Origin of the sequence: Amycolatopsis sp. NPDC001319, assembly GCF_042896185.1 — a bacterium.
Classification (GTDB): Bacteria; Actinomycetota; Actinomycetes; order Mycobacteriales; family Pseudonocardiaceae; genus Amycolatopsis.
The window spans coordinates 49,813-69,098 of record NZ_JBIAWY010000012.1; the positions used below are offsets into that span (position 1 = coordinate 49,813).

At 72.6% G+C, this 19,286-nt stretch carries 15 protein-coding genes; 11 read left to right on the plus strand and 4 right to left on the minus strand.

Translation table 11 applies throughout. The annotated features are described in order from the left end of the window. Positions 1-36 precede the first annotated feature (36 nt). From ACFY1H_RS37195 to ACFY1H_RS37205, 3 genes are read left to right on the plus strand one after another with little or no spacing between them, the layout of a single operon-like run. A complete protein-coding gene (locus ACFY1H_RS37195; RefSeq protein WP_386954383.1) occupies positions 37-582 on the plus strand; it encodes an MmgE/PrpD family protein in 546 nt (181 codons plus the stop codon). Then, complete coding sequence (locus tag ACFY1H_RS37200; RefSeq protein WP_386954386.1) at positions 579-1,400, plus strand: MmgE/PrpD family protein; 822 nt, start codon at positions 579-581, stop codon at positions 1,398-1,400. Before ACFY1H_RS37195 ends, ACFY1H_RS37200 begins: the two co-directional genes overlap by 4 nt. Continuing rightward, positions 1,390-2,787 (plus strand): MmgE/PrpD family protein, encoded by a 1,398-nt coding sequence (locus ACFY1H_RS37205; RefSeq protein WP_366588540.1) that lies wholly within the window; start codon positions 1,390-1,392, stop codon positions 2,785-2,787. Before ACFY1H_RS37200 ends, ACFY1H_RS37205 begins: the two co-directional genes overlap by 11 nt. 24 nt (positions 2,788-2,811) lie before the next feature. Here ACFY1H_RS37205 and ACFY1H_RS37210 read toward each other — a convergent pair whose 3' ends face one another. Next, complete coding sequence (locus ACFY1H_RS37210) at positions 2,812-4,002, minus strand: cation:proton antiporter (RefSeq protein WP_386954389.1); 1,191 nt, start codon at positions 4,000-4,002, stop codon at positions 2,812-2,814. Continuing rightward, positions 4,002-4,484, minus strand: a complete 483-nt coding sequence (locus ACFY1H_RS37215; protein WP_364177619.1) for a cation:proton antiporter regulatory subunit — start codon at positions 4,482-4,484, stop codon at positions 4,002-4,004. The genes ACFY1H_RS37210 and ACFY1H_RS37215 overlap by 1 nt, the downstream gene beginning before the upstream one ends. A 171-nt stretch (positions 4,485-4,655) precedes the next feature. Here ACFY1H_RS37215 and ACFY1H_RS37220 point away from each other — a divergent pair, with 171 nt between their 5' ends. Further along, entirely contained in the window at positions 4,656-5,552 is an 897-nt protein-coding gene (locus ACFY1H_RS37220; protein ID WP_386954393.1) for an alpha/beta fold hydrolase, read from the plus strand. 45 nt (positions 5,553-5,597) lie between these two features. Here ACFY1H_RS37220 and ACFY1H_RS37225 read toward each other — a convergent pair whose 3' ends face one another. Beyond that, positions 5,598-5,966 (minus strand): DUF4267 domain-containing protein, encoded by a 369-nt coding sequence (locus tag ACFY1H_RS37225; protein WP_366588548.1) that lies wholly within the window; start codon positions 5,964-5,966, stop codon positions 5,598-5,600. Positions 5,967-6,277: 311 nt separating this feature from the next. Here ACFY1H_RS37225 and cmk point away from each other — a divergent pair, with 311 nt between their 5' ends. The 7 genes from cmk to ACFY1H_RS37260 all read left to right on the plus strand — a co-directional run bounded on the left by cmk (position 6,278) and on the right by ACFY1H_RS37260 (position 17,470). After that, positions 6,278-6,994, plus strand: a complete 717-nt coding sequence (gene cmk / locus ACFY1H_RS37230; protein ID WP_366588569.1) for a (d)CMP kinase — start codon at positions 6,278-6,280, stop codon at positions 6,992-6,994. Next, positions 6,991-7,650: a lysophospholipid acyltransferase family protein gene (locus ACFY1H_RS37235; protein WP_386954396.1), complete on the plus strand. Its 660-nt coding sequence runs from the start codon at positions 6,991-6,993 to the stop codon at positions 7,648-7,650. The genes cmk and ACFY1H_RS37235 overlap by 4 nt, the downstream gene beginning before the upstream one ends. Before the next feature lie 16 nt (positions 7,651-7,666). After that, on the plus strand, positions 7,667-9,151 hold the full coding sequence (gene der / locus ACFY1H_RS37240; RefSeq protein ID WP_366588553.1) for a ribosome biogenesis GTPase Der: 1,485 nt from the start codon (positions 7,667-7,669) through the stop codon (positions 9,149-9,151). A 384-nt stretch (positions 9,152-9,535) separates the two neighbouring features. Next, positions 9,536-13,399 (plus strand): Pls/PosA family non-ribosomal peptide synthetase, encoded by a 3,864-nt coding sequence (locus ACFY1H_RS37245; protein WP_386954693.1) that lies wholly within the window; start codon positions 9,536-9,538, stop codon positions 13,397-13,399. 82 nt (positions 13,400-13,481) lie between these two features. Further along, positions 13,482-14,900, plus strand: a complete 1,419-nt coding sequence (locus ACFY1H_RS37250; RefSeq protein WP_386954400.1) for a M1 family metallopeptidase — start codon at positions 13,482-13,484, stop codon at positions 14,898-14,900. A gap of 58 nt (positions 14,901-14,958) precedes the next feature. Further along, positions 14,959-15,834, plus strand: coding sequence for a peptidylprolyl isomerase (locus tag ACFY1H_RS37255; RefSeq protein WP_386954403.1), 876 nt, complete (start codon positions 14,959-14,961; stop codon positions 15,832-15,834). A gap of 88 nt (positions 15,835-15,922) precedes the next feature. Continuing rightward, a complete protein-coding gene (locus ACFY1H_RS37260) occupies positions 15,923-17,470 on the plus strand; it encodes a hypothetical protein (RefSeq protein ID WP_386954406.1) in 1,548 nt (515 codons plus the stop codon). Between the two features lie 60 nt (positions 17,471-17,530). Here the strand turns inward: ACFY1H_RS37260 and ACFY1H_RS37265 are convergent, their stop codons facing one another. Then, positions 17,531-19,282 carry an FAD-dependent oxidoreductase gene (locus tag ACFY1H_RS37265; RefSeq protein WP_386954409.1) on the minus strand — a complete coding sequence of 584 codons (1,752 nt, stop codon included), beginning with the start codon at positions 19,280-19,282 and terminating at the stop codon, positions 17,531-17,533. Between the last annotated feature and the right edge of the window lie 4 nt (positions 19,283-19,286).

Genomic DNA, 19,286 nt, shown 5'->3' on the forward strand with positions numbered 1-19,286 from the left:
CCCGGCCGTTTCCGATCGACCGAAGGAGATGTCGCGATGACACTGGATGCAGCGGCCGAGTGGGTCGGCGGGCTCCGCTACGAGGACCTTCCGGAGGAAGTCGTCGAGCAGGCCGTCCGCATCGTCTCGGACACCGTCGCAGCAGGCCTCGGCGCCGGCGCCGAGAATGAGGTGGCCGGTGCGGCGCAGGCAGCGCTGGCCATCGGAGGCCCTGGCGCCGCAACGGTGCTGGCGACCGGGGAGGGCACGACGTCCTATGCGGCCGCGCTGCTCAACGGCCAGGCGTTCGTCACCTACGAGCTCGACGAAGGCAACCAGTGGGCGACGAACCACCCCTCGGCGCATGTGCTGCCCGCGGTCCTCGCCACCGCCGAGGAGCTGGGCAGCAGCGGCCGGGAGTTCCTGGTGGCTTTCGTCGCTGCCTACGAGACGGCTGTGCGGGCCGGGCTTGCGCTGACGCTCCGAGCCCCGGTCCACCCCTTCGGCACCGCCATGGTCGTCGGAGCCGCCGCCGGCGTCGCCCGGCTGCGGGGTTCTCGGTCGCCGAGATCATCGAGACCGTTCGCGTGGCGGCGGCGATGACCCCCGCTTCGACGCAGCGGGCGGCCAACATGGGAGCCACCGTGCGCAATCTGCTGACCGGCGTGTCGTCGGCCGCGGGTGTGCTGGGCGCGCACGCCGCCCGCGGCGGCGTCACCGGTGAGACGCAGGCCTTGGAAACCGTCTACGGCCAGGTACTCGGCGAGCACTTCGAGCCCTCCGTGCTCGGCGATGGTCTCGGACAGCGGTGGCTGATCCTGGAGAACTACTTCAAGCTGCATGCCTGCAGCCGCTGGAACCACGCTCCCATCGAGGCCATGGGCAAGCTCGTGGCCCGCACCGGCGTGACGAGCGCCGACATCGAGCAGGTCACCGTGTTCACTTACGCCCCCGCGACGCGCCTCGACGAGACGGCCCCGGCGAACGGGTTCGCCGGCAAGCACTCCATTCCCTACAACGTGGCCGTGCAGGCCGTGCTCGGCCACAACGGGCTGGAGGCCTACCGGGGAGACGTCGTGGCGGATGACGAGGTTCGCGCCCTGGCCTCGCGGATCCGGGTCGTCGAAGACCCGGACTACACCCGGGTGCAGCCGGCCGTCCGCACCGCACGCGTGGAAGTGCTCACCACCGACGGGCGACGTCTGTCCGAAGTGGAGGATCGTGCCCCGGGCGGCTTCGACAACCCCTATCCAGAGGCGGTCATCGACGAGAAGTTCGACCAGCTGGTGACCCACGGCAGGTCGGCCGAACTCGTGCACCCGCTGCGAGAGTGGCTGGGTGCGCTCCCGGCCCACTCGAACCTCGGCGGCCTCGCCCGCCTGCTCCGGCCGACAGGAGGGACGGACTCCGATGGTGAGTGACGGGTCGACGAACGGCGGGCCGACCGAGGCGTCTGCGGACGTCGTCGGACAGCTGGCTCGGGCGGTGGCCACCACGAGCTGGGACACCGTTCCGGCGGCCGCGCAGGTCAGTGCGCTCGACCTCCTGCTCGACTCGGTCGCCGTCATGGCCGCCGGCTCCGCCCATCCGGACATGCGGGCGCTGCGCGGCTCCGTCGCGCCGGCCGCGGGACCGAGCACCGTGTTCGGGGAGAGCCGTGGCGCAGGCGTCCAGGACGCCGTGCTGCTGAACGGTGCCACGATCTCGGTGCTCCAGCGGCAGGACGGCTACTCGAGGATGAAGGGGCACCCCGCCATCCAGGTCGCCGCCGTCCTGCTGGGTCTCGGCGAGGAGCGACAGGTGGGAGCTCGGGAGTTCCTCAACGCGTTCGTCGGTGGTTACGAGCTGGCGGCTCGCATCGGGCTCGGCATCGGGGGCGTGCCCGGCCACCTCCACGACATCGGCAACTGGGTGACCGTCGGCGCCGCCGGAGCGGCGACCTCGCTGGTGAGCGGGGCCGATGACCGAGCGGTCGCGGCCGGCATCGACGGCGCCGCCTCGCTCGGTCTCCATTTCGACCGCTGGACCACCACGTCCGGCGCCACGCTCCACCATCTCTACCCCGCGACGGCCTGCACGACAGCGCTCAACGTGGCCCGCGGAGCCGCGGCCGGTCTGACGGCGCGGCCCGGGGCCTTGAGCTCGTTCTACGGGCCGTTCCTGGCCGAGGACTTCCACGCCGAGGCGATGCTCGACGGTGTCGCGGACGGGACCTGGGCGAGCTATGAGATCGTGAACGGCTACTTTAAACTCCACCCCTCGTGTGCGCACTTGCACGGCGTGAACGACGCGGTGTCCGCCCTGCTGGCGGAGGAGCGCTTCGGCGAGGACGACGTACGCCGGGTCGACGTGCGGATCTTCGACGAGGGCATGGCGATCGACTGCGCCGAGCCGAAGAACGACCTGGATGCCCGGTTCAGCGCTCGGGCGACGGTGGCCGCGGCCATCCGGTTCGGCGCGCTCGATGACGAAGGTTTGCTGGACCTCGGCACCCTCCGGCCACTGATGGACCGGATCAGCGTCTCGCACGACCCCGAGCTCGACGTGCACAAGCCCACCGGTCGGGCCGGCACAGTGCGCGTCGAGCTCGGCAACGGCCGTGTCGTCTCCCGCACGGTCATCCACCCGCGTGGTACGCCCGAAGTCCCGGTGACCGATGAGGAGCGGCTGGCCAAGGCAACGAGCCTTCTGAGCCGCGTCTACGGTGCCGCCGGGGCCGAGCGGGTCAGGGAAGAGATCTACGCACTGCCCCGCACCAAGTCCCTGCACGCGCTGACCGAGAGCCTGCGTACGACACAGACGCAGTAAGGCGTCATAGGTGCTGAGCGCGGCTCACGCGGGTGCTTCGCTGTGCTGGGTCCGGGGTTTCCGTTGCACAGCCTTGGCGATCGGCTCGACGATGCGGGCCGCGGTGGGGCCGAGGATGGCCATGAGGAGCACGTAGGCCGTGGCCAGTGCGGCGAGTTCGCCGTCGACCGCGCCCGCGGTGACGGCCAGGCCGGCGATGACGATGGAGAATTCGCCGCGCGCCACCAGTGCCGCGCCGGCGCGGGCGCGGCCCAGGCGGCCGATGCCCTGTCTTCGCGCGGCCCACCAGCCGGTGGCGACCTTCGTGAGCGTGGTCACCACGGCCAGCACCACGGCCCAGCCGAGCACCGGCGGGATCGACGCCGGGTCGGTGTTCAGGCCGAACACCACGAAGAACACCGCTGCGAACAGGTCGCGCAGGGGTTCGAGCAGGCGCGTGGCGTTGTGGGCGGTCGAGCCGGACACGGCGATGCCGAGCAGGAACGCACCGACGGCGGCCGAGACCTGCATCGCCGACGCCAGGCCGGCCACGAGCAGCGCGGCGCCGAGGATCTTGAGCAGGAACACCTCGCGGTCGTCGCTGTCCACGATGGCGGAGACGTAGCGGCCGAACTTCAGCGCGATCACCAGCACCACGGTGATCACCATGAGCGAGATGCCGACCGCTTCGAGGCCGCCGAGGAAGCTGACGCCGCCGAGGATCGCCGTGAGGATCGGCAGGTACAGGGCCATCACGAGGTCCTCGAACACCAGGATCGACAGCACCACCGGCGTTTCGCGGTTACCGAGGCGGCCGAGGTCGCCGAGCACCTTCGCGACGATGCCGGACGACGAGATGTAGGTGACGCCCGCCATCACGATCGCGCCGATCGGGCCCCAGCCCAGCAATAGCGCCACGGCCGCGCCGGGCACCGCGTTGAGCACGATGTCGAGCATGCCCGCCGTCCACGAGCGGCGCAGGCCCGTGAACAGCTCCGCCGCCGAGTACTCCAGGCCCAGCAGCAGGAGCAGCAGCACCACGCCGATCTCGCTGGCCAGGTGCGTGAAGTCGCCGATGTCGGTGAGCGGGATCAGGCCGCCGGAGCCGAAGCACAGGCCGCCGAGGAGGTAGAGCGGGATGGGGGAGAGCCCGATCCGGCCGGCGAGCCTGCCCAGCACGCCGAGCACGAAGAAGACCCCGCCGAGTTCGATCAGGGACAGCGCGGTGTGGTCCATCAGCCTTGCTTGAGGATCTTGGCGGCGGCGTCCAGACCTTCGGACGTCCCGACCGCGACCAGCAGGTCGCCGGCGGTGAAGGTGAAGTCGGGCGTCGGCGACGGGTGCACCTGGCCCGCGCGCGCCACCGCGACCACCGACACGCTCGTGCGCGTGCGCATCGCCGTGTCGCCGAGCGTGCGGCCGTCGAACGGCCCGTCCTCGGTGATCGGCAGCTGGCGGGTGTGGATGCCCGGCAGCTCGCGGTGTTCTTCGGTGAGCTGCGCGACGAGCTGCGGTGCGCCGAGCAGGTTGGCCAGCGCGCCGGCCTCGTCCGCGGTGAGCGGCAGCGAGGCGAGGCAGGCGTCGACGTCGTCGGCCTTGGACACGATCAGCTCGATCTTGCCGTCCCGCTGGGTCACGACGCCGATGCGCCGTCCCGCACGCGTGGCGAAGTCCTTCCGGACCCCGATTCCGGGCAGGGGAGTCACTTCCACGTTCACACCGGCCACGGTAACCCATTGTCCGATTCGCGAGGCTCGGGCGAGCTTCGGCAGACGAGTGGTCACGACCACCGCCGGCCGCGGCGTCCCGGTGAAATTCCCGCCCCGCACGAGGTCTGGAGCACCGCGGCCGGGCGCGCCTAGGGTTCCCCGTGGTGGGAGGAGGCCACGATGGCCGAGTTCGCACGCGGGCGCGTCACCGCGAACGGGATCACGTTCGAGTACCTCGAGGCGGGTGAGGGTCCGCTCGCGTTGTGCATGCACGGGTTCCCGGACACCCCGTTCACCTACCGGCACCTGCTGCCCGCGCTCGCCGCGGCCGGGTTCCACGCGGTCGCGCCGTTCGTGCGCGGGTTCGCGCCGACGGAACTGCCGCCGCTGCGCCACTTCGTGCACTCCAGCGTGATGGTCGCCGACCAGATCGCGCTGACCCGCGCGCTCGGCGGTGGCCCGGACGCGCTGCTGGTCGCGCACGACTGGGGCGCGGTCGGGGCGTGGGGCGCGCTCGGGCGGGCTCCCGAGCTGTGGGGCCGCGCGGTGATCCTCAACATCCCGCCGTTCGAGATCTTCGGCGAGAACCTGGGCACCTACGCGCAGATCAAGCGCAGCTTCTACTTCTGGTACTTCCAGATGCAGCGGGTGATCGAGGACCGGATCCGCCAGGACGACTTCGCGTTCATCCGCGACATCTGGGGCGACTGGTCGCCCGGCTACCCGGCCGACGAAGACCTGGGCTACCTGCGCGCCGCGCTCGCCGACCCCGACCACCTGCACGCCGCGCTGGGCTACTACTGGGGCCAGTTCGACCCGACGCGGTTCGGGACGCCCGAGTGGGTCGCCGAGCAGGCCGCCGCGTGGGGTGGCAGCGCGCCCCAGCCGCTGCTCTACCTGCACGGCACCACCGACGGCTGCCACGGCATGACCGCGGCCCAGGTCGAGCGGGTCAAGGAGTTCGGCGGGCCGGGCTCCGAGTCCGAGCTGATCGAGGGCGTCGGCCACTTCATGCTCGTCGAGCGGCCGAAGGAGCTCAACAACCGCATCAGCGGCTGGCTGGACCGCACCCGCTGACCGACTGCGCCACTCGCCGTGGCGCAGTCCCCGTAGCGCCGCCGGTCAGGAGAGCTCAAGCAGGAGCGTGGCGACGACCATGACGGCCGCCGTCGCGCCGTGGACGGAGAACGCGATCGCCCGGCTTCCCTTGTGGCGCAGGATGATCAGCATGTCGCCCACGGGGATGAACGCCTCGGCGAGCAGGATCCAGCCGAGGACGTGCGGGCCGCCCGCGAGCATCGCCACGCCCACCACCAGCCCGGACGCGATGTCGCGCACGCCCTTGATGTGGAAGAACGCCGTCGTGCCGGTCGGGATCGTGGCGAGGCCGAAGCCGGCGGCGGTCTTCTCCGGCGCCAGCAGGTAGCTCAATCCCACGTAGATGATGCCGATCGCGACGATTCCGGCGATGACGTAGGCGGTGACGATCACAGGATCCTCCAGGAATCTAGCGTTGCTAGGAACACTGCCAACGGTAACTTGGTGACGCTAGTTTGTCTAGCGTTGCTAGATCTGGTCGCCGGCGACCGAGCCTTCGCCGTGGGGGCGCCCGGCCGTGCCGTTGTCGCGCTTCGGTGGCTGACCGGCCCGCCGGGCGCGCCGCCGGGCGGGTTGCCGGACCCGGCCGAACAGCCCGGCAGAGCCGCCTCACCGGCCGTGCCGGGCGGCGGGCAGAATGAACGCCGATCACGCAGAGCACGACGAACGCGAGGAGAGTTTCGGTGACGGGAGCCCTACGTGGTGTGGTCGCGCTGGACGGCCCGTCGGGAACCGGCAAGACCACGGTCGCGCGCAAGCTCGCCGACCGGCTCGGCGCGGGCTACCTCGACACCGGCGCGATGTACCGGCTCGTGACGCTCGCCGTGCTGCGCGCGGGCACCGACCCGGCCGACACCGACGCCGTCGGTCACCTCGCCCACGACGTGCACTTCAGCATCGGCACCAGCCCCGAGCGCCCCGAGGTCCGCCTCGGCGACGAGGACGTGGCCGCCGACATCCGCGGGCCCGAGGTCACGCAGGCCGTGTCGGCCGTCTCCGCCGTGCCGCAGGTGCGCGAGCTGCTCGTGGCGCGCCAGCGCCGGATCATCGCCGACGTGCTGGCCGCCACCGGCGGCATCGTCGTGGAAGGCCGGGACATCGGCACGGTCGTGGCGCCCGAGTCGCCGCTCAAGGTCTACCTCACCGCGTCGGCCGACGTCCGTGCCGCGCGCCGCAGCGGGCAGGACAGCGCCGCCGGGCGCGAGACGAGCGTCGCGGCCGCCCGCCAGTCCGTCGAACGCCGTGACCGCCTCGACTCCACGCGCGCGACGTCGCCGCTGCGCGCGGCCGAGGACGCCGTGCCCGTCGACACCTCGGAGCTGTCCATCGACCAGGTGATCGTCGCGCTGTCCGAGCTGGCCTGCCGCCGCGGCCTGCTCGACGACTGCCCGGCCGGAGCCGGGGCCGAGGCGCGCGCATGACCGGTGGCGCTCTCCCCGAGGGTGCGAACGGCCTCCTGCACGACGCCGGGCGGGTGTTCGCCCGGTACCATCTGCGGTCGGCCTTCCGGATCCGCGTGCACGGGCGCGACCGGATGCCGGATGCCGGCCCGGTCGTGGTGATCGCCAACCACAGCTCCATGATCGAGCCGCAGCTGATCTTCGGAATGCTCCCGCGGCGTTCGGCGTTCCTGGTCAAGGCCGAGATGTTCAAGGGCGCGGCCGGGCGGTTCCTGCGGGCGATCGGCCAGATCCCCGTCAAGCGGGGCGAGATCGACCGCACCCCGCTGATGACGGCGGTCGGCGTGCTGAAGGCCGGCGGGGTCGTCGGCATCTTCCCCGAGGGCACCCGGGGCGCCGGCGACGTCGGCGTGGCCGAGAAGGGCGCGGCCTGGCTGGTCCGCGCCGCCGGGGCGGCCGTGCTGCCGGTCGCGACGCGGGGCACGCTGAAGCCCGCGGACGGGAAGCGGCGCTGGCGCCCGCGCGTGGACATCCTCGTGGGGGAGCCGTTCACGCCGAAGGTGGGCCCGGGCCGGACCGGCCTGGAAGAGGGCACCGAGGAGCTGCGCCTGCAGCTCGCGGGGCTCGTGAAGACTTTGGACGATTGGCGCGCCGAGAACCGAATCGGCTCGCCGTAGGTGAAGTGGGAACACGATGACAGGGTTTGACGGCGCCACTGACGCCGGGTTCGAAGGTGCCGGAGAGATCGACGGCACCTGGTCCGACGAGACCGAGTTCGCCGCGCTCGACGCGCAGATCGAGGCGGAGGGCGCCGCCGAGGAGGCGAACCTCGCGCAGCCGGTGCTGGCCGTCGTGGGCAGGCCCAACGTGGGCAAGTCCACGCTGGTCAACCGCATCCTCGGCCGGCGCGAGGCCGTGGTGCAGGACGTGCCGGGCGTGACGCGCGACCGCGTCGCCTACGACGCGTACTGGGGCGGCCGTCGGTTCACGCTCGTCGACACCGGCGGCTGGGAGCCCGACGCGACCGGCCTGCAGGCGTCGGTGGCGGCGCAGGCGGAGATCGCGATGCAGACGGCCGACGCCGTGCTGCTCGTGCTCGACGCGTCCGTGGGCGCCACGGCCACCGACGAGGCCGTGGCCCGCGTGCTGCGGCGCTCGAAGAAGCCGGTGCTGCTGGCCGCCAACAAGGTGGACGACGACCGGCTGCTCGCCGACACCGCGTCGCTGTGGCGGCTCGGCCTGGGCGAACCGCACCCGGTCAGCGCCCTGCACGGGCGCAGCTCGGGCGACCTGCTCGACGCGATCATCGAGGCCCTGCCCACCGCGCCGCGCGAAGCCGGCACCGTGAGCACCGGGCCGCGCCGCGTCGCGCTCGTCGGCAAGCCGAACGTGGGCAAGTCGAGCCTGCTCAACAAGCTCTCGGGCGAGCAGCGTTCGGTCGTCGACTCCGTGGCCGGCACCACCGTCGACCCGGTCGACTCGCTGGTCGACCTCGACGGCGAGATCTGGCGGTTCGTGGACACGGCCGGCCTGCGCAAGCGCGTGAACTCCGCCAACGGCGCCGAGTACTACGCCTCCCTGCGCACCAAGACGGCGATCGACGCGGCCGAGGTCGCGATCGTGATGCTCGACGCCGCCGAGCCGCTGTCCGAGCAGGACCTGCGGGTGCTCACGATGGTCGTCGAGGCGGGCCGCTCGCTCGTGCTCGCCTTCAACAAGTGGGACCTCGTGGACGAGGACCGCCGCCACGCGATGGTGCGCGAGCTCGACCGCGGCCTGGTCCGTGTGCCGTGGGCGGAGAAGGTGAACATCTCCGCGCTCACCGGCCGGTCCGTACGCAAGCTCGCGCCGGCGCTGCGGACGGCGCTGAAGTCGTGGGACCAGCGCGTGCCCACCGGCCAGCTCAACGGGTGGCTGTCGGACCTCATCGCGGCCACGCCGCCGCCGGTGCGCAGCGGCAAGCAGCCGAAGGTGCTCTTCGCCACGCAGGCCGGCATCCGCCCGCCGACGCTCGTTCTTTTCACCACCGGTTTCCTGGAAGCCGGTTACCGACGGTTCATCGAACGCAAGTTCCGCGAGCGCTTCGGTTTCGAGGGCAGCCCCGTGCGGGTGAACGTGCGCGTGCGCGAGAAGAAGGCGAAACCCAAGGTCGGCGGCAAGGCCGCCAAGACCCGCTGACCCGGTCGAACGCTGATCGGACACGGTCCGGACGCGCCGGGGAGAGGGCTTCCCCGGCGCGTTTTCGCGCTCTGTCACCGACTGCGGAACCGGTGACGTCCGACACTCGACCGTGACCCTTGCGCTATCTGACGTTCACCTCCGCGTATTGTGGACGGTCTGCACCGGGCGCCTCATTCGGAGAGCCAGCCCGAATGACGCTCGCGGAAGGTGAGTGATGGGCTTGCGCGCCCAGGGGATGACTTTGTACGGCCTTTTTCCGAAACCCATGGTCACGTTGCGTGACGGGGTGGTCCGGTGACTCTCACCGCCGACCACGCCCGCACCGCCGACCTCATCCCGGTCACCGACGACGCGAGCGCCGCTCTCACGTGCGTTGCCGAGGTGACCCACGCTCCCTCCGAGGCGCCGGTCGCCGACCGCGCCCTGTTCTGGTCCGGCCTCGGCGCCAGCGAGCGCACGCTGCTCCAGATCCTCACGGAGACGGCGGAGCAGCACCCCAACGCCGCCGCGATCGACGACGGCAGCACCACCCTGACCTACCGCCGGCTGCTCGAGGAGATCGAGACCTTCGGCCGCGAGCTGCGCGCCCACGGCGTCGGGCTCGGCGACCGCGTCGGCGTCCGCGTCTCCTCCGGCACGGCCGAGCTCTACGTCGCGATCCTCGCCACCCTGTCCGTCGGCGCCGCCTACGTGCCGGTCGACGCGGACGATCCCGAAGAGCGCGCCGAGCTCGTGTTCGGCGAAGCCGGCGTGGCCGCGATCATCACCGACGGCACCATCACCGTCGCCGGTACCCCGGGCGGCCGCGACGGGCGCCCCGGCCCGGCCGACGACGCGTGGATCATCTTCACCTCCGGGTCCACCGGCAAGCCCAAGGGCGTCGCCGTCACGCACGCCTCCGCCGCGGCCTTCGTGGACGCCGAGGCCCAGCTGTTCCTCACCGAGGAGCCCATCGGGCCCGGCGACCGCGTGCTCGCGGGCCTGAGCGTCGCGTTCGACGCCTCCTGCGAGGAGATGTGGCTCGCGTGGCGCCACGGCGCCTGCCTGGTGCCCGCGCCGCGCGCGCTGGTGCGCACCGGCGTCGACCTCGGCCCGTGGCTGGTCGCGCAGCGCATCACCGTCGTCTCCACCGTGCCGACGCTGGCCGCGCTGTGGCCGGCCGACGCGCTCGAGGACGTGCGCCTGCTCATCTTCGGCGGCGAAGCGTGCCCGCCGGAGCTGGCCGAGCGCGTGGCCGTGGAAGGCCGCGAAGTCTGGAACACCTACGGCCCCACCGAAGCCACCGTCGTCGCCTGCGCCGCGCAGATGACCGGCGAAGGTCCCGTGCGCATCGGCCTGCCGCTGGCGGGCTGGCAGCTGGCCGTGGTCAACGAGGCGGGCGACCCGGTCGCCATGGGCGAGACCGGTGAGCTCGTGATCGGCGGCGTCGGTCTCGCGCGCTACCTCGACGCGGAGAAGGACGCGGAGAAGTTCGCGCCCCTGCCGTCGCTGGGGTGGCAGCGCGCCTACCGCAGCGGTGACATGGTCCGCGCCGAGCACGAGGGCCTGCTGTTCCTCGGCCGGCTCGACGAGCAGGTGAAGCTCGGCGGCCGCCGCATCGAGCTGGGCGAGGTCGACGCCGCGCTGCAGTCGCTGCCCGGCGTGCAGGGCGCGGCCGCGGCGGTCCGCCGCACGAAGGCCGGCAACCAGGTCCTCGTCGGGTACGTCGTGCCGAGTGCCGGGGCCACCTTCGACTCGGACGACGCCGCCACCCGCCTGCGCGAGCAGCTTCCGGCCGCGCTGGTCCCGCTGCTCGCGGTGATCGACGACCTGCCCACGCGCACCTCGGGCAAGGTCGACCGCGCCGCGCTGCCGTGGCCGCTGTCCACTGTGGACGCCGGAGCCGCGGGCCTGTCCGCCACCGAGGCGTGGCTGGCCGAAGGCTGGTCGGAGATCCTCGGCGTGTCCGTGACGGACCCCAAGGCCGACTTCTTCACCCACGGCGGCGGCAGCCTCACGGCCGCGCAGCTCATCGCGCGCATCCGCACCCGCCACCCCGAGGTGTCGGTCAACGACATCTACCAGCACCCCAAGCTCGGGTCGCTGGCCACGATGCTCGACACGCTCAGCGGCCAGGAGACCGAGCGCCGCGACATCGCGCCGACGCCGCGTCGCGCGGGCGTGATCCAGACGCTGCTGATGCTCCCGCTCATGGGCCTGGTCGGCCTGCGCTGGACGACGCTCGCGGCGGCGGCCTCGAACGTGCTTTCTCTGCTCGGGGTCGCCTGGGCGCCGACGCTGAACTGGGCGTGGGTCGTGCTGGCGTGGCTGGTGCTGTTCAGCCCGGCCGGCCGCATCGCGATCGCCGCGGGCGGTGCGCGGGTGCTGTTGTCGGGTGTGCGGCCGGGCAGCTACCCGCGGGGCGGCAGCGTGCACCTGCGCCTGTGGACGGCCGAGAAGCTCGCGGAGTTCAGCGGCGCGGACAGCGTCGCCGGTGCTTCGTGGATGACCACGTACGCCAAGGCGCTCGGTGCCCGGGTCGCCAAGGACGTGGACCTGCACTCGCCGCCGCCGGTCACCGGCTTCCTCAAGCTCGGCCGCGGCGTCGCCGTGGAGCCCGAGGTGGACCTGACCGGGCACTGGGTCGATGGCGACCTCGTGCACATCGGCAAGATCCGGATCGGCGCGGAGGCCCGCATCGGTTCGCGCAGCACCCTGTTCCCGGGTGCCCGCATCGGCAAGGGCGCGGAGATCGCCGCCGGGTCGACCGTGCGCGGCGCCGTGCCCGCCGGGCAGCGCTGGGCGGGTTCGCCCGCGGCCCACTCGGGCAAGGACGCCAAGGACGCGCTGAAGTGGCCGGCCAGCCGCCCGCCGCGGTCGCGGTTCTGGGCGACGGTGTACGGCCTGACGTCGGTCGTGCTCGGCTTCCTGCCGGGCATCGCGGCGCTGCCGGGCGTGGCCGTGCTGGGCGCCGCGCTCTGGGGCGCGCCGACGCTGGGCGCCGCCGCGATGCAGGCCCTGATCTTCACCTCGGTCGCCACCGTCGCCTACTTCCTCACCTACGCGCTGCTGGTGCTGGCCGGCGTGCGGCTGCTGGGCGTCGGCATGGTCGAGGGTTACCACCCCGTCCACGGCCGCGTGGCGTGGCAGGTGTGGGCGACCGAGCGCCTCATGGGCATGGCCCGCGAAGGCCTGTTCCCCTTGTACGCCAGCCTGTTCACGCCGGTGTGGCTGCGGCTGCTCGGCGCGAAGGTCGGCCGCAACGTCGAGGCGTCGACCGTGCTCGCGCTGCCGAAGATGACCAAGGTCGACAGCGGCGCGTTCCTCGCCGACGACACGATGGTCGCGACCTACGAGCTGGGTCACGGCTGGCTGCACGTCGCCCCGGCGCGCATCGGCAAGCAGGCGTTCCTGGGCAACTCCGGCATGACCGCGCCGGGCCGTTCGGTGCCGAAGCGCGGTCTCGTGGGCGTGCTGTCCTCGACGCCGCTGAAGGCCAAGAAAGGCTCGTCCTACCTCGGCATGCCGCCGCTGCCGGTCCGCCGGGCGGTCGGCGACGCCGACACCAGCCGCACCTACACCCCGGCGCTGCACCTCAAGGCCGCGCGGGCGTTCGTCGAGCTGCTCCGGATCGTGCCGGTGATGTGCGGGGTCGCCCTCACCGTGGGCGTCGCGTTCTCGCTGCTGGCGATCGCTTCGCTGTGGGGCTTCGGCATCGCCGCGCTGCTGGCCGGGCCGGTGCTGCTGGCCGCCGGCGTCGTCGCCGCGCTCACCGCCACCGTGGTGAAGTGGCTGCTGGTCGGGAAGTTCCGCGCGATCGAGCACCCGTTGTGGAGTTCCTTCGTGTGGCGCAACGAGCTGGCCGACACCTTCGTCGAGACGCTCGCGGTGCCGTGGCTGATCGGCTCGGTCGGCGGCACGCCGCTGCTCACCGCGTGGCTGCGCACCATGGGCGTGAAGATCGGGCGCGGCGTGTGGCTGGAGACGTACTGGCTGCCGGAGTCGGACCTCGTCCGCCTCGGCGACGGCGCGACGATCAACCGCGGCTGCGTGGTGCAGACGCACCTGTTCCACGACCGGATCATGAGCATGTCGCGGGTGGAGCTCGACGAGGGCGCCACGCTCGGCCCGCACGGCATCGTGCTGCCGGGCGCGAGCATCGGCGCGCGCACCACCGTGGGCCCGGGTTCGCTCGTCACGCGCGGCGACGCGGTGCCGGCGGACACGCGCTGGCTCGGCAACCCGATCTCGACCTGGCGTCGGTGAGCCTCGGACCGTTGCGGCGCGCCAAGATCCGCGCGATCCTGCTGGAACAAGACCACCTCACGGAAAGCGGGGTTCTGCTCGGGTGACCTCGAAGGCTGCCGCGCCGGCGCCCGGCGCGGAAACCTCCGCAGATTCGTACCTCCCCGGTCACGGCAACGGCGGCTACCTCGTCCGCCACTACGACCTGGACCTCGACTACCGCGTCGGGCCCAACCGGCTCAGCGGTACCGCGGTGCTCACCTGCGTGGCGACACAGGCACTGTCGCGGCTGACACTCGACCTCGGCGAGTTCCGCGTCTCGCGGGCGCTCGTCGACGGCCGGCCGGCGAAGTTCGTCCGGCGCGGGCTGAAGCTCCAGGTGAAGCCCGACAGGTCGATGGCGGCCGGCACGGAGTTCCGGGTCGAAGTCCGCTACGTCGGCAACCCGCGGCCGGTGCCGAGCCGTTGGGGCGACATCGGGTGGGACGAACTCACCGACGGCGCGCTCGTCGCGAGCCAGCCGATCGGCGCTCCGTCGTGGTTCCCGTGCAACGACCACCCGGCCGACAAGGCGACCTACCGCGTCACGGTCACGACCTCGTCGTCGTACCTGGTCGCGGTGACGGGGAACCTCGTGTCGCGCTACCAGTCGGCGAGCACCGCGACCTGGGTGTTCGAGCGGCCGGAGCCGACGGCGACGTACCTGATGAGCGTGCAGATCGGGCGCTACGACGACGTCGAGCTCGTGGCCGGTCCGGGCGCGGGCTGGTTCTCGCACCCCGAGGCGCGGTCGTTCCGGATGCGGCTGGGCTTCGGCCGGGGCAACGGCGTGGAGTCCGTGGTGGCGACCGTGCCGCAGCGGGCCGCGGTGCCGCCGCGGCTGCTCCGGGCGTTCTCGCGCGACTTCGGCCGCCAGGGCCGGATGATGGACGTGCTGCAGCGATTGTTCGGGCCCTACCCGTTCGGCGAGTACGTGGTGGTCGTGACCGACGACGCGCTGGACGACCCGATCGAGGCGCAGGGGATGTCCATCTTCGGCGCCAACCACGTCGACGGCCGGCGCACCTACGAGCGCCTGGTCGTGCACGAGCTCGCCCACCAGTGGTTCGGCAACAGCCTCACCGTCGCCGACTGGCGCCACATCTGGCTCAACGAGGGCTTCGCGACCTACGCCGAGTGGCTGTGGTCGGAGGAGTCCGGCGGCCAGTCGGCCGACTCGCTGGCCCGGATGTGGCACGCGCGCATGAAGGCCAAACCGGCCGACGTCCGCATCAGCGACCCGGGTGTGGCGCGGATGTTCGACGAGCGCGTGTACAAACGCGGCGCGCTCACGCTCCACGCCCTGCGCGGCGAGATCGGCAACCCGGCGTTCTTCGCGCTCGTCAAGGCGTGGACCTCGGAACACCGCCACGGCACGGTGAGCACCGAGGAGTTCATCGCGTCCGCCGAGGCCTACGCGGCTCGCTCGCTGCGGCCGTTCTTCACGGCCTGGCTGGAGACACCCGCGCTGCCGGAGCTGTGACCGGTTCCCCGGCGCGAGCCGGGGCGGGCAGAATGGCGGCCTGACGAAGGGGGCGTCCATGACGTGGCCGCAGCAGCCCGGTCCGCCACGCCGAAGCGGGGCCGGCGCGTGGGTGGCGTTCGCCGCGGTGGTGGTGGTCGTGGTCGCCTTCGGGGTGACCGCGTTCGTCGCCCCGGGGTTCCTCCGCCCGACGCGCACGGTGTCGGGCGTGGGGCAGGTCGTGCCGGGCGCCTCCGTGGCGGCTCCGCCGTCCTCGGACACCGCTCCGCCGCCTGCGGGCGACGGGCCGCCGGTCTCCATCCCGGCCGCGCGCACGGCGGAACCGCACCGCCCGCAGCCGCTGGCCGACCCGTCGAGCTGCAGTTACCCGGCCGACCCGAACGGGCCCGCCGCCAAGCCCGCGACGCCGCCCGCCGACGGGCCGGAACCCGCGAGCGGCACCGTCGCCGCGACCTTGGCCACGACGGCCGGGGACATCGGGCTGACACTGGACCCCGCGCTCGCGCCGTGCACGGTGGCGAGTTTCGTGACCCTGGCCAAGGAAGGCTTCTACACGGGGACCAGCTGCCACCGGCTCGGCACGACCGATCTGCAGATGCTGCAGTGCGGCGATCCGGCGGGCGACGGTACGGGCGGGCCCGGGTACACCGTGCCCGACGAGTTCTTCCCGCAGCTGACCTACGGACGCGGTCTGGTCGCGCTGGCCAACACGGGCCAGCCGACGTCCGGCGGCAGCCAGTTCTTCCTGATGTTCGGCGACACCCCGATCCCGCCGACGTACACGGTGTTCGGCACCGTGTCCGACGCCGGCCTCAGTGTGCTGGACAAGGTCGCGCGCGGTGGGGTGGACACGTCGTCGGCGGGTGCGTACGGCGACGGCACGGGCCGGCCGCGGATCCCGGTCACCTTCACGGCGGTGACGGTCCAGGGCTGAGGGGCCCGGGGATGGGCACCCGGCGTCACCCCGGCCGTCACGCGGACGGCGGCTGTGGCCCCGCTCGGTGGGACGGCAGGCTCTCCCGATGGCTTCCGTCAGGCGGCAACGGCATCTGAACCAGGCGCTCATGGGCATCCCGCGAAGGGCGGAGTCGTCGGACCGGGCCACGCTGACGCGGACGTTCGTGGCGGCCGGGTCGTTCTCGGCGATGCTGCACTCGACCGACCACCAGGTGCTCTACGGCCGCCGCGGCGCGGGCAAGACGCACGCGTTGCTGTACTTGAGTGATCTCGTGGACCGCACCGGCGACGTCGCGGTCTACGTCGACCTGCGCACGCTCGGCAGTGCCGGCGGGTTGCACTCGGACGGCGGAACGTCGGCGGCCGTCCGGGGGACGCAGCTGCTCGTGGACACGATCGAGGCGGTGCACGAGGAACTGCTGGCCGTCGCCGTGGAACGCGAGCTGGGGAACCCGGACACGCTGCTGCCTTCGCTCGACGCGCTGGCCGAGGCGGCCACGGCGCTCGAGGTGGTGGGGGAGGTGGAGCGCGAGACGCGGGCGAGCGCGTCGGAGGAGGCTTCGCTCGGGGTCGAGCTCGGCCTGCCGCCCGCGGCGCGGATTTCCTTGGGACACAAGCGTTCCGCCGGCAGGGAGAGCCGGCTGCGGCGCACCGGTACCGAGCGCCACCACGTGGTGTTCGGCCCGTTGGGGCGTGCGTTGCGGGCGGTGGTGCGGGCGCTGGAGGGCCGGCGGCTGTGGCTGCTGCTCGACGAGTGGAGCGCGCTTCCCTTGCAGCTGCAGCCGTTGCTGGCCGACCTGCTGCGCCGCACGTTCCTGCCGACGGCCGGCGTCACCGTGAAGATCGCGGCCATCGAACGGCGGTCGCGGTTCCGGGAACGGCTCGCGGACGGCGACCACCTGGGCATCGAGGTCGGCGCCGACGCCGCGTCGGCCGTGAGCCTGGACGACATCATGATCCTCGACGACGCCCGCACCCGGGCGCTCGAGTTCTTCGCGCAGCTGTTCCACAACCACGCCGCCGTCCGGCTGGTCACCACGCTCCCGGCGCCGCCGCCCGACGCGGAGGCGTTCGTCGCGGAAACCTTCCGGGGCACGGCGTTCGGCGAGCTGGTGCGGGCGGCCGAAGGCGTGCCGCGCGACGCGATCAACATCGCGGCCCTGTCGGCCCAGTACGCCCACGACCAGCCCATCGGCCTGCGCGACGTCCGCCTCGCCGCCCACGACTGGTACCTGCGCGACAAGCACAGCGCCATCAGTGCCGACGAGACCGCCACGACGTTGCTGCGCCTGCTGGTCGACGAGGTCGTCGGCCGCCGGCGCTCGCGCACCTTCCTGCTCGACCGCTCACCGGGTCCGCGCCACGCCGTGATCGCCGACCTCTACGACGCGCGGCTGCTGCACGTCCTGCGCCGCGGGCTCGCCGACCCGCACCGGCCCGGCACGCTGTACGACGGCTTCGCCATCGACTACGGCTGTTACGTGGCTTTGCTGCTGGGCAAGGACGCGGCCCGCCGGCCGCACGCACGGGGTTCGTGGCTGGCGCTGCCGAAGGGCGTGCCGCCCGACGGGTTCAATCTCGCCCACGAAGCCGTGGACCTCGAGGCCCTGTGACGCGCTCCGCCCGCGGAGCCACCGAAGTGACCCCGCGGGCGGAGGGAGAGCACAGCGCGCTCAGGCGCGGGACAGCACCGTCTTCAACGCGGCCAGCAATGCCGTCGTCGCTTCGGGTTCCGCGGCGCCGGTGGTGTGGCGCCAGGCCACGTAGCCGTCCGGGCGGACCAGCAGCGCGCCGGCCTCGTCGATCTCGCTCGCCCGGGTCCAGTCGCCGTAGGAGTCGCGGGCGCCGTCGGCGCCGATGGTCACCACGCGCAGGTCCAGGCCGAGCTCGGCGGCCGCCTTCTCGGCGGCCACGCGCCAGGCCTCGCCCGACAGGCCCGTGACGACGCTCCAGCGGCCGCCGCCCACGAGGTCCAAAGTGGACACCCGGCGCCCGTGCGAGCCGACGAGCCACACGTGCGGGATCTTCGCGCCCGGCGTGGTCGTGGCCTGGTGGAACAGCTCCGGGTCGCGGCCGGAGACCGGGGCGGCCCCGTCCGGGATCACGGCGGTCGAGGCATAACGCTGGTCCAGCTCCACGCCGTGGGCGTTGAACTCGTAGTGCTTGAGCTCGATGGCCTTCTCCAGCTGGCGGCGCTTGCGTGCCCCGTCCTCGGTCGGCGCCTCGCACGCGGCAAGACCGGCGGCGATGGCGTCGGCGTCGGTGTCGCCGGTGATGCCGAGCGTCTCGAAGATCGGGCCGAACTGGTCGCGGGACAGGTTCGCGCGGTCCACGATCTGCTTGCCCACCGGCGCGCGCTCGGCCGAGTAGGTCTCCAGCAGCTCTTCGCCCGCCTCGCCGCGCACGACCATCGCGAGCTTCCACGCGAGGTTGTACGAGTCCTGGATGGACGTGTTCGAGCCGAGGCCGTTGGACGGCGGGTGCCGGTGCACGGCGTCGCCGGCGCAGAACACGCGGCCGCTGGAGTACTGCGTGGCGTAGCTGTGGTTGACCGTCCACAGTGACGTCGAGGTGATCTCGACCTCCAGCTCCGGGTCGCCGATGAGGTCGCGCACGATCCGTGTCGCCTCTTCCGCGTCGACCTCGGGCGGTGCCTGCGCGATGTCGTAGCCCCACACGAGCAGCCACTTGTTCCACGGCCGCACCATGCGGACCAGGCCCATGCCGATGCCGCCCAGGTGCGCGCCGGGCCGCATGACCCAGTAGAGCACGCTCGGCCGGTGCGCCACGTACTTGCCGAGGTCGGCGGTGAAGGTGATGTTCATGCTGCCGGCCTTGCCCGTCTCGCCTGCGATCGGCAGCCCGGCCTGCTCGGCGACGCGGCTGCGCGCGCCGTCGGCGCCGACGAGGTAGCGCGCCCGCAGCGTGAACTCGTCGCCGCGGACGCGGTCGAGGAAGCGGGCCGTGACGCCGTCGGCGTCCTGGGTGAAGTCGAGGAACTCCGTGTCCAGGCGCAGTTTCGCGCCGCGCTCGGCGGCGTTGGTCGCAAGGATCGGCTCCAGGTAGGTCTGGGGCAGGTCGATCATGTGGCACGGGCTCGCGGCGCCGTACTCGGTCGCCGACCGGTCGCCGGTGCCCCAGCTCGCGATCCGGCCGATCTCGTTGCCGGCCAGCGACGTGCACAGCACGGTGTCGCCCATCAGCTCCGGCGGCGTGCCCTGCGCCAGGGCCTGCTCCTCGATGCCGAGATCGCGCAGGACCTCCATGGCGCGCTGGTTGGTGATGTGGGCGCGCGGCGTGTTCGCCGTCCAGCCGTACTTGGTGGCCAGCACCGTGCGCACGCCGTAGGTGGCGAGCAGCAGGGCCGCGGTACCCCCGGCCGGCCCGCTGCCGACCACGATGACGTCGGTGTCGTATTCGCTCATGGCA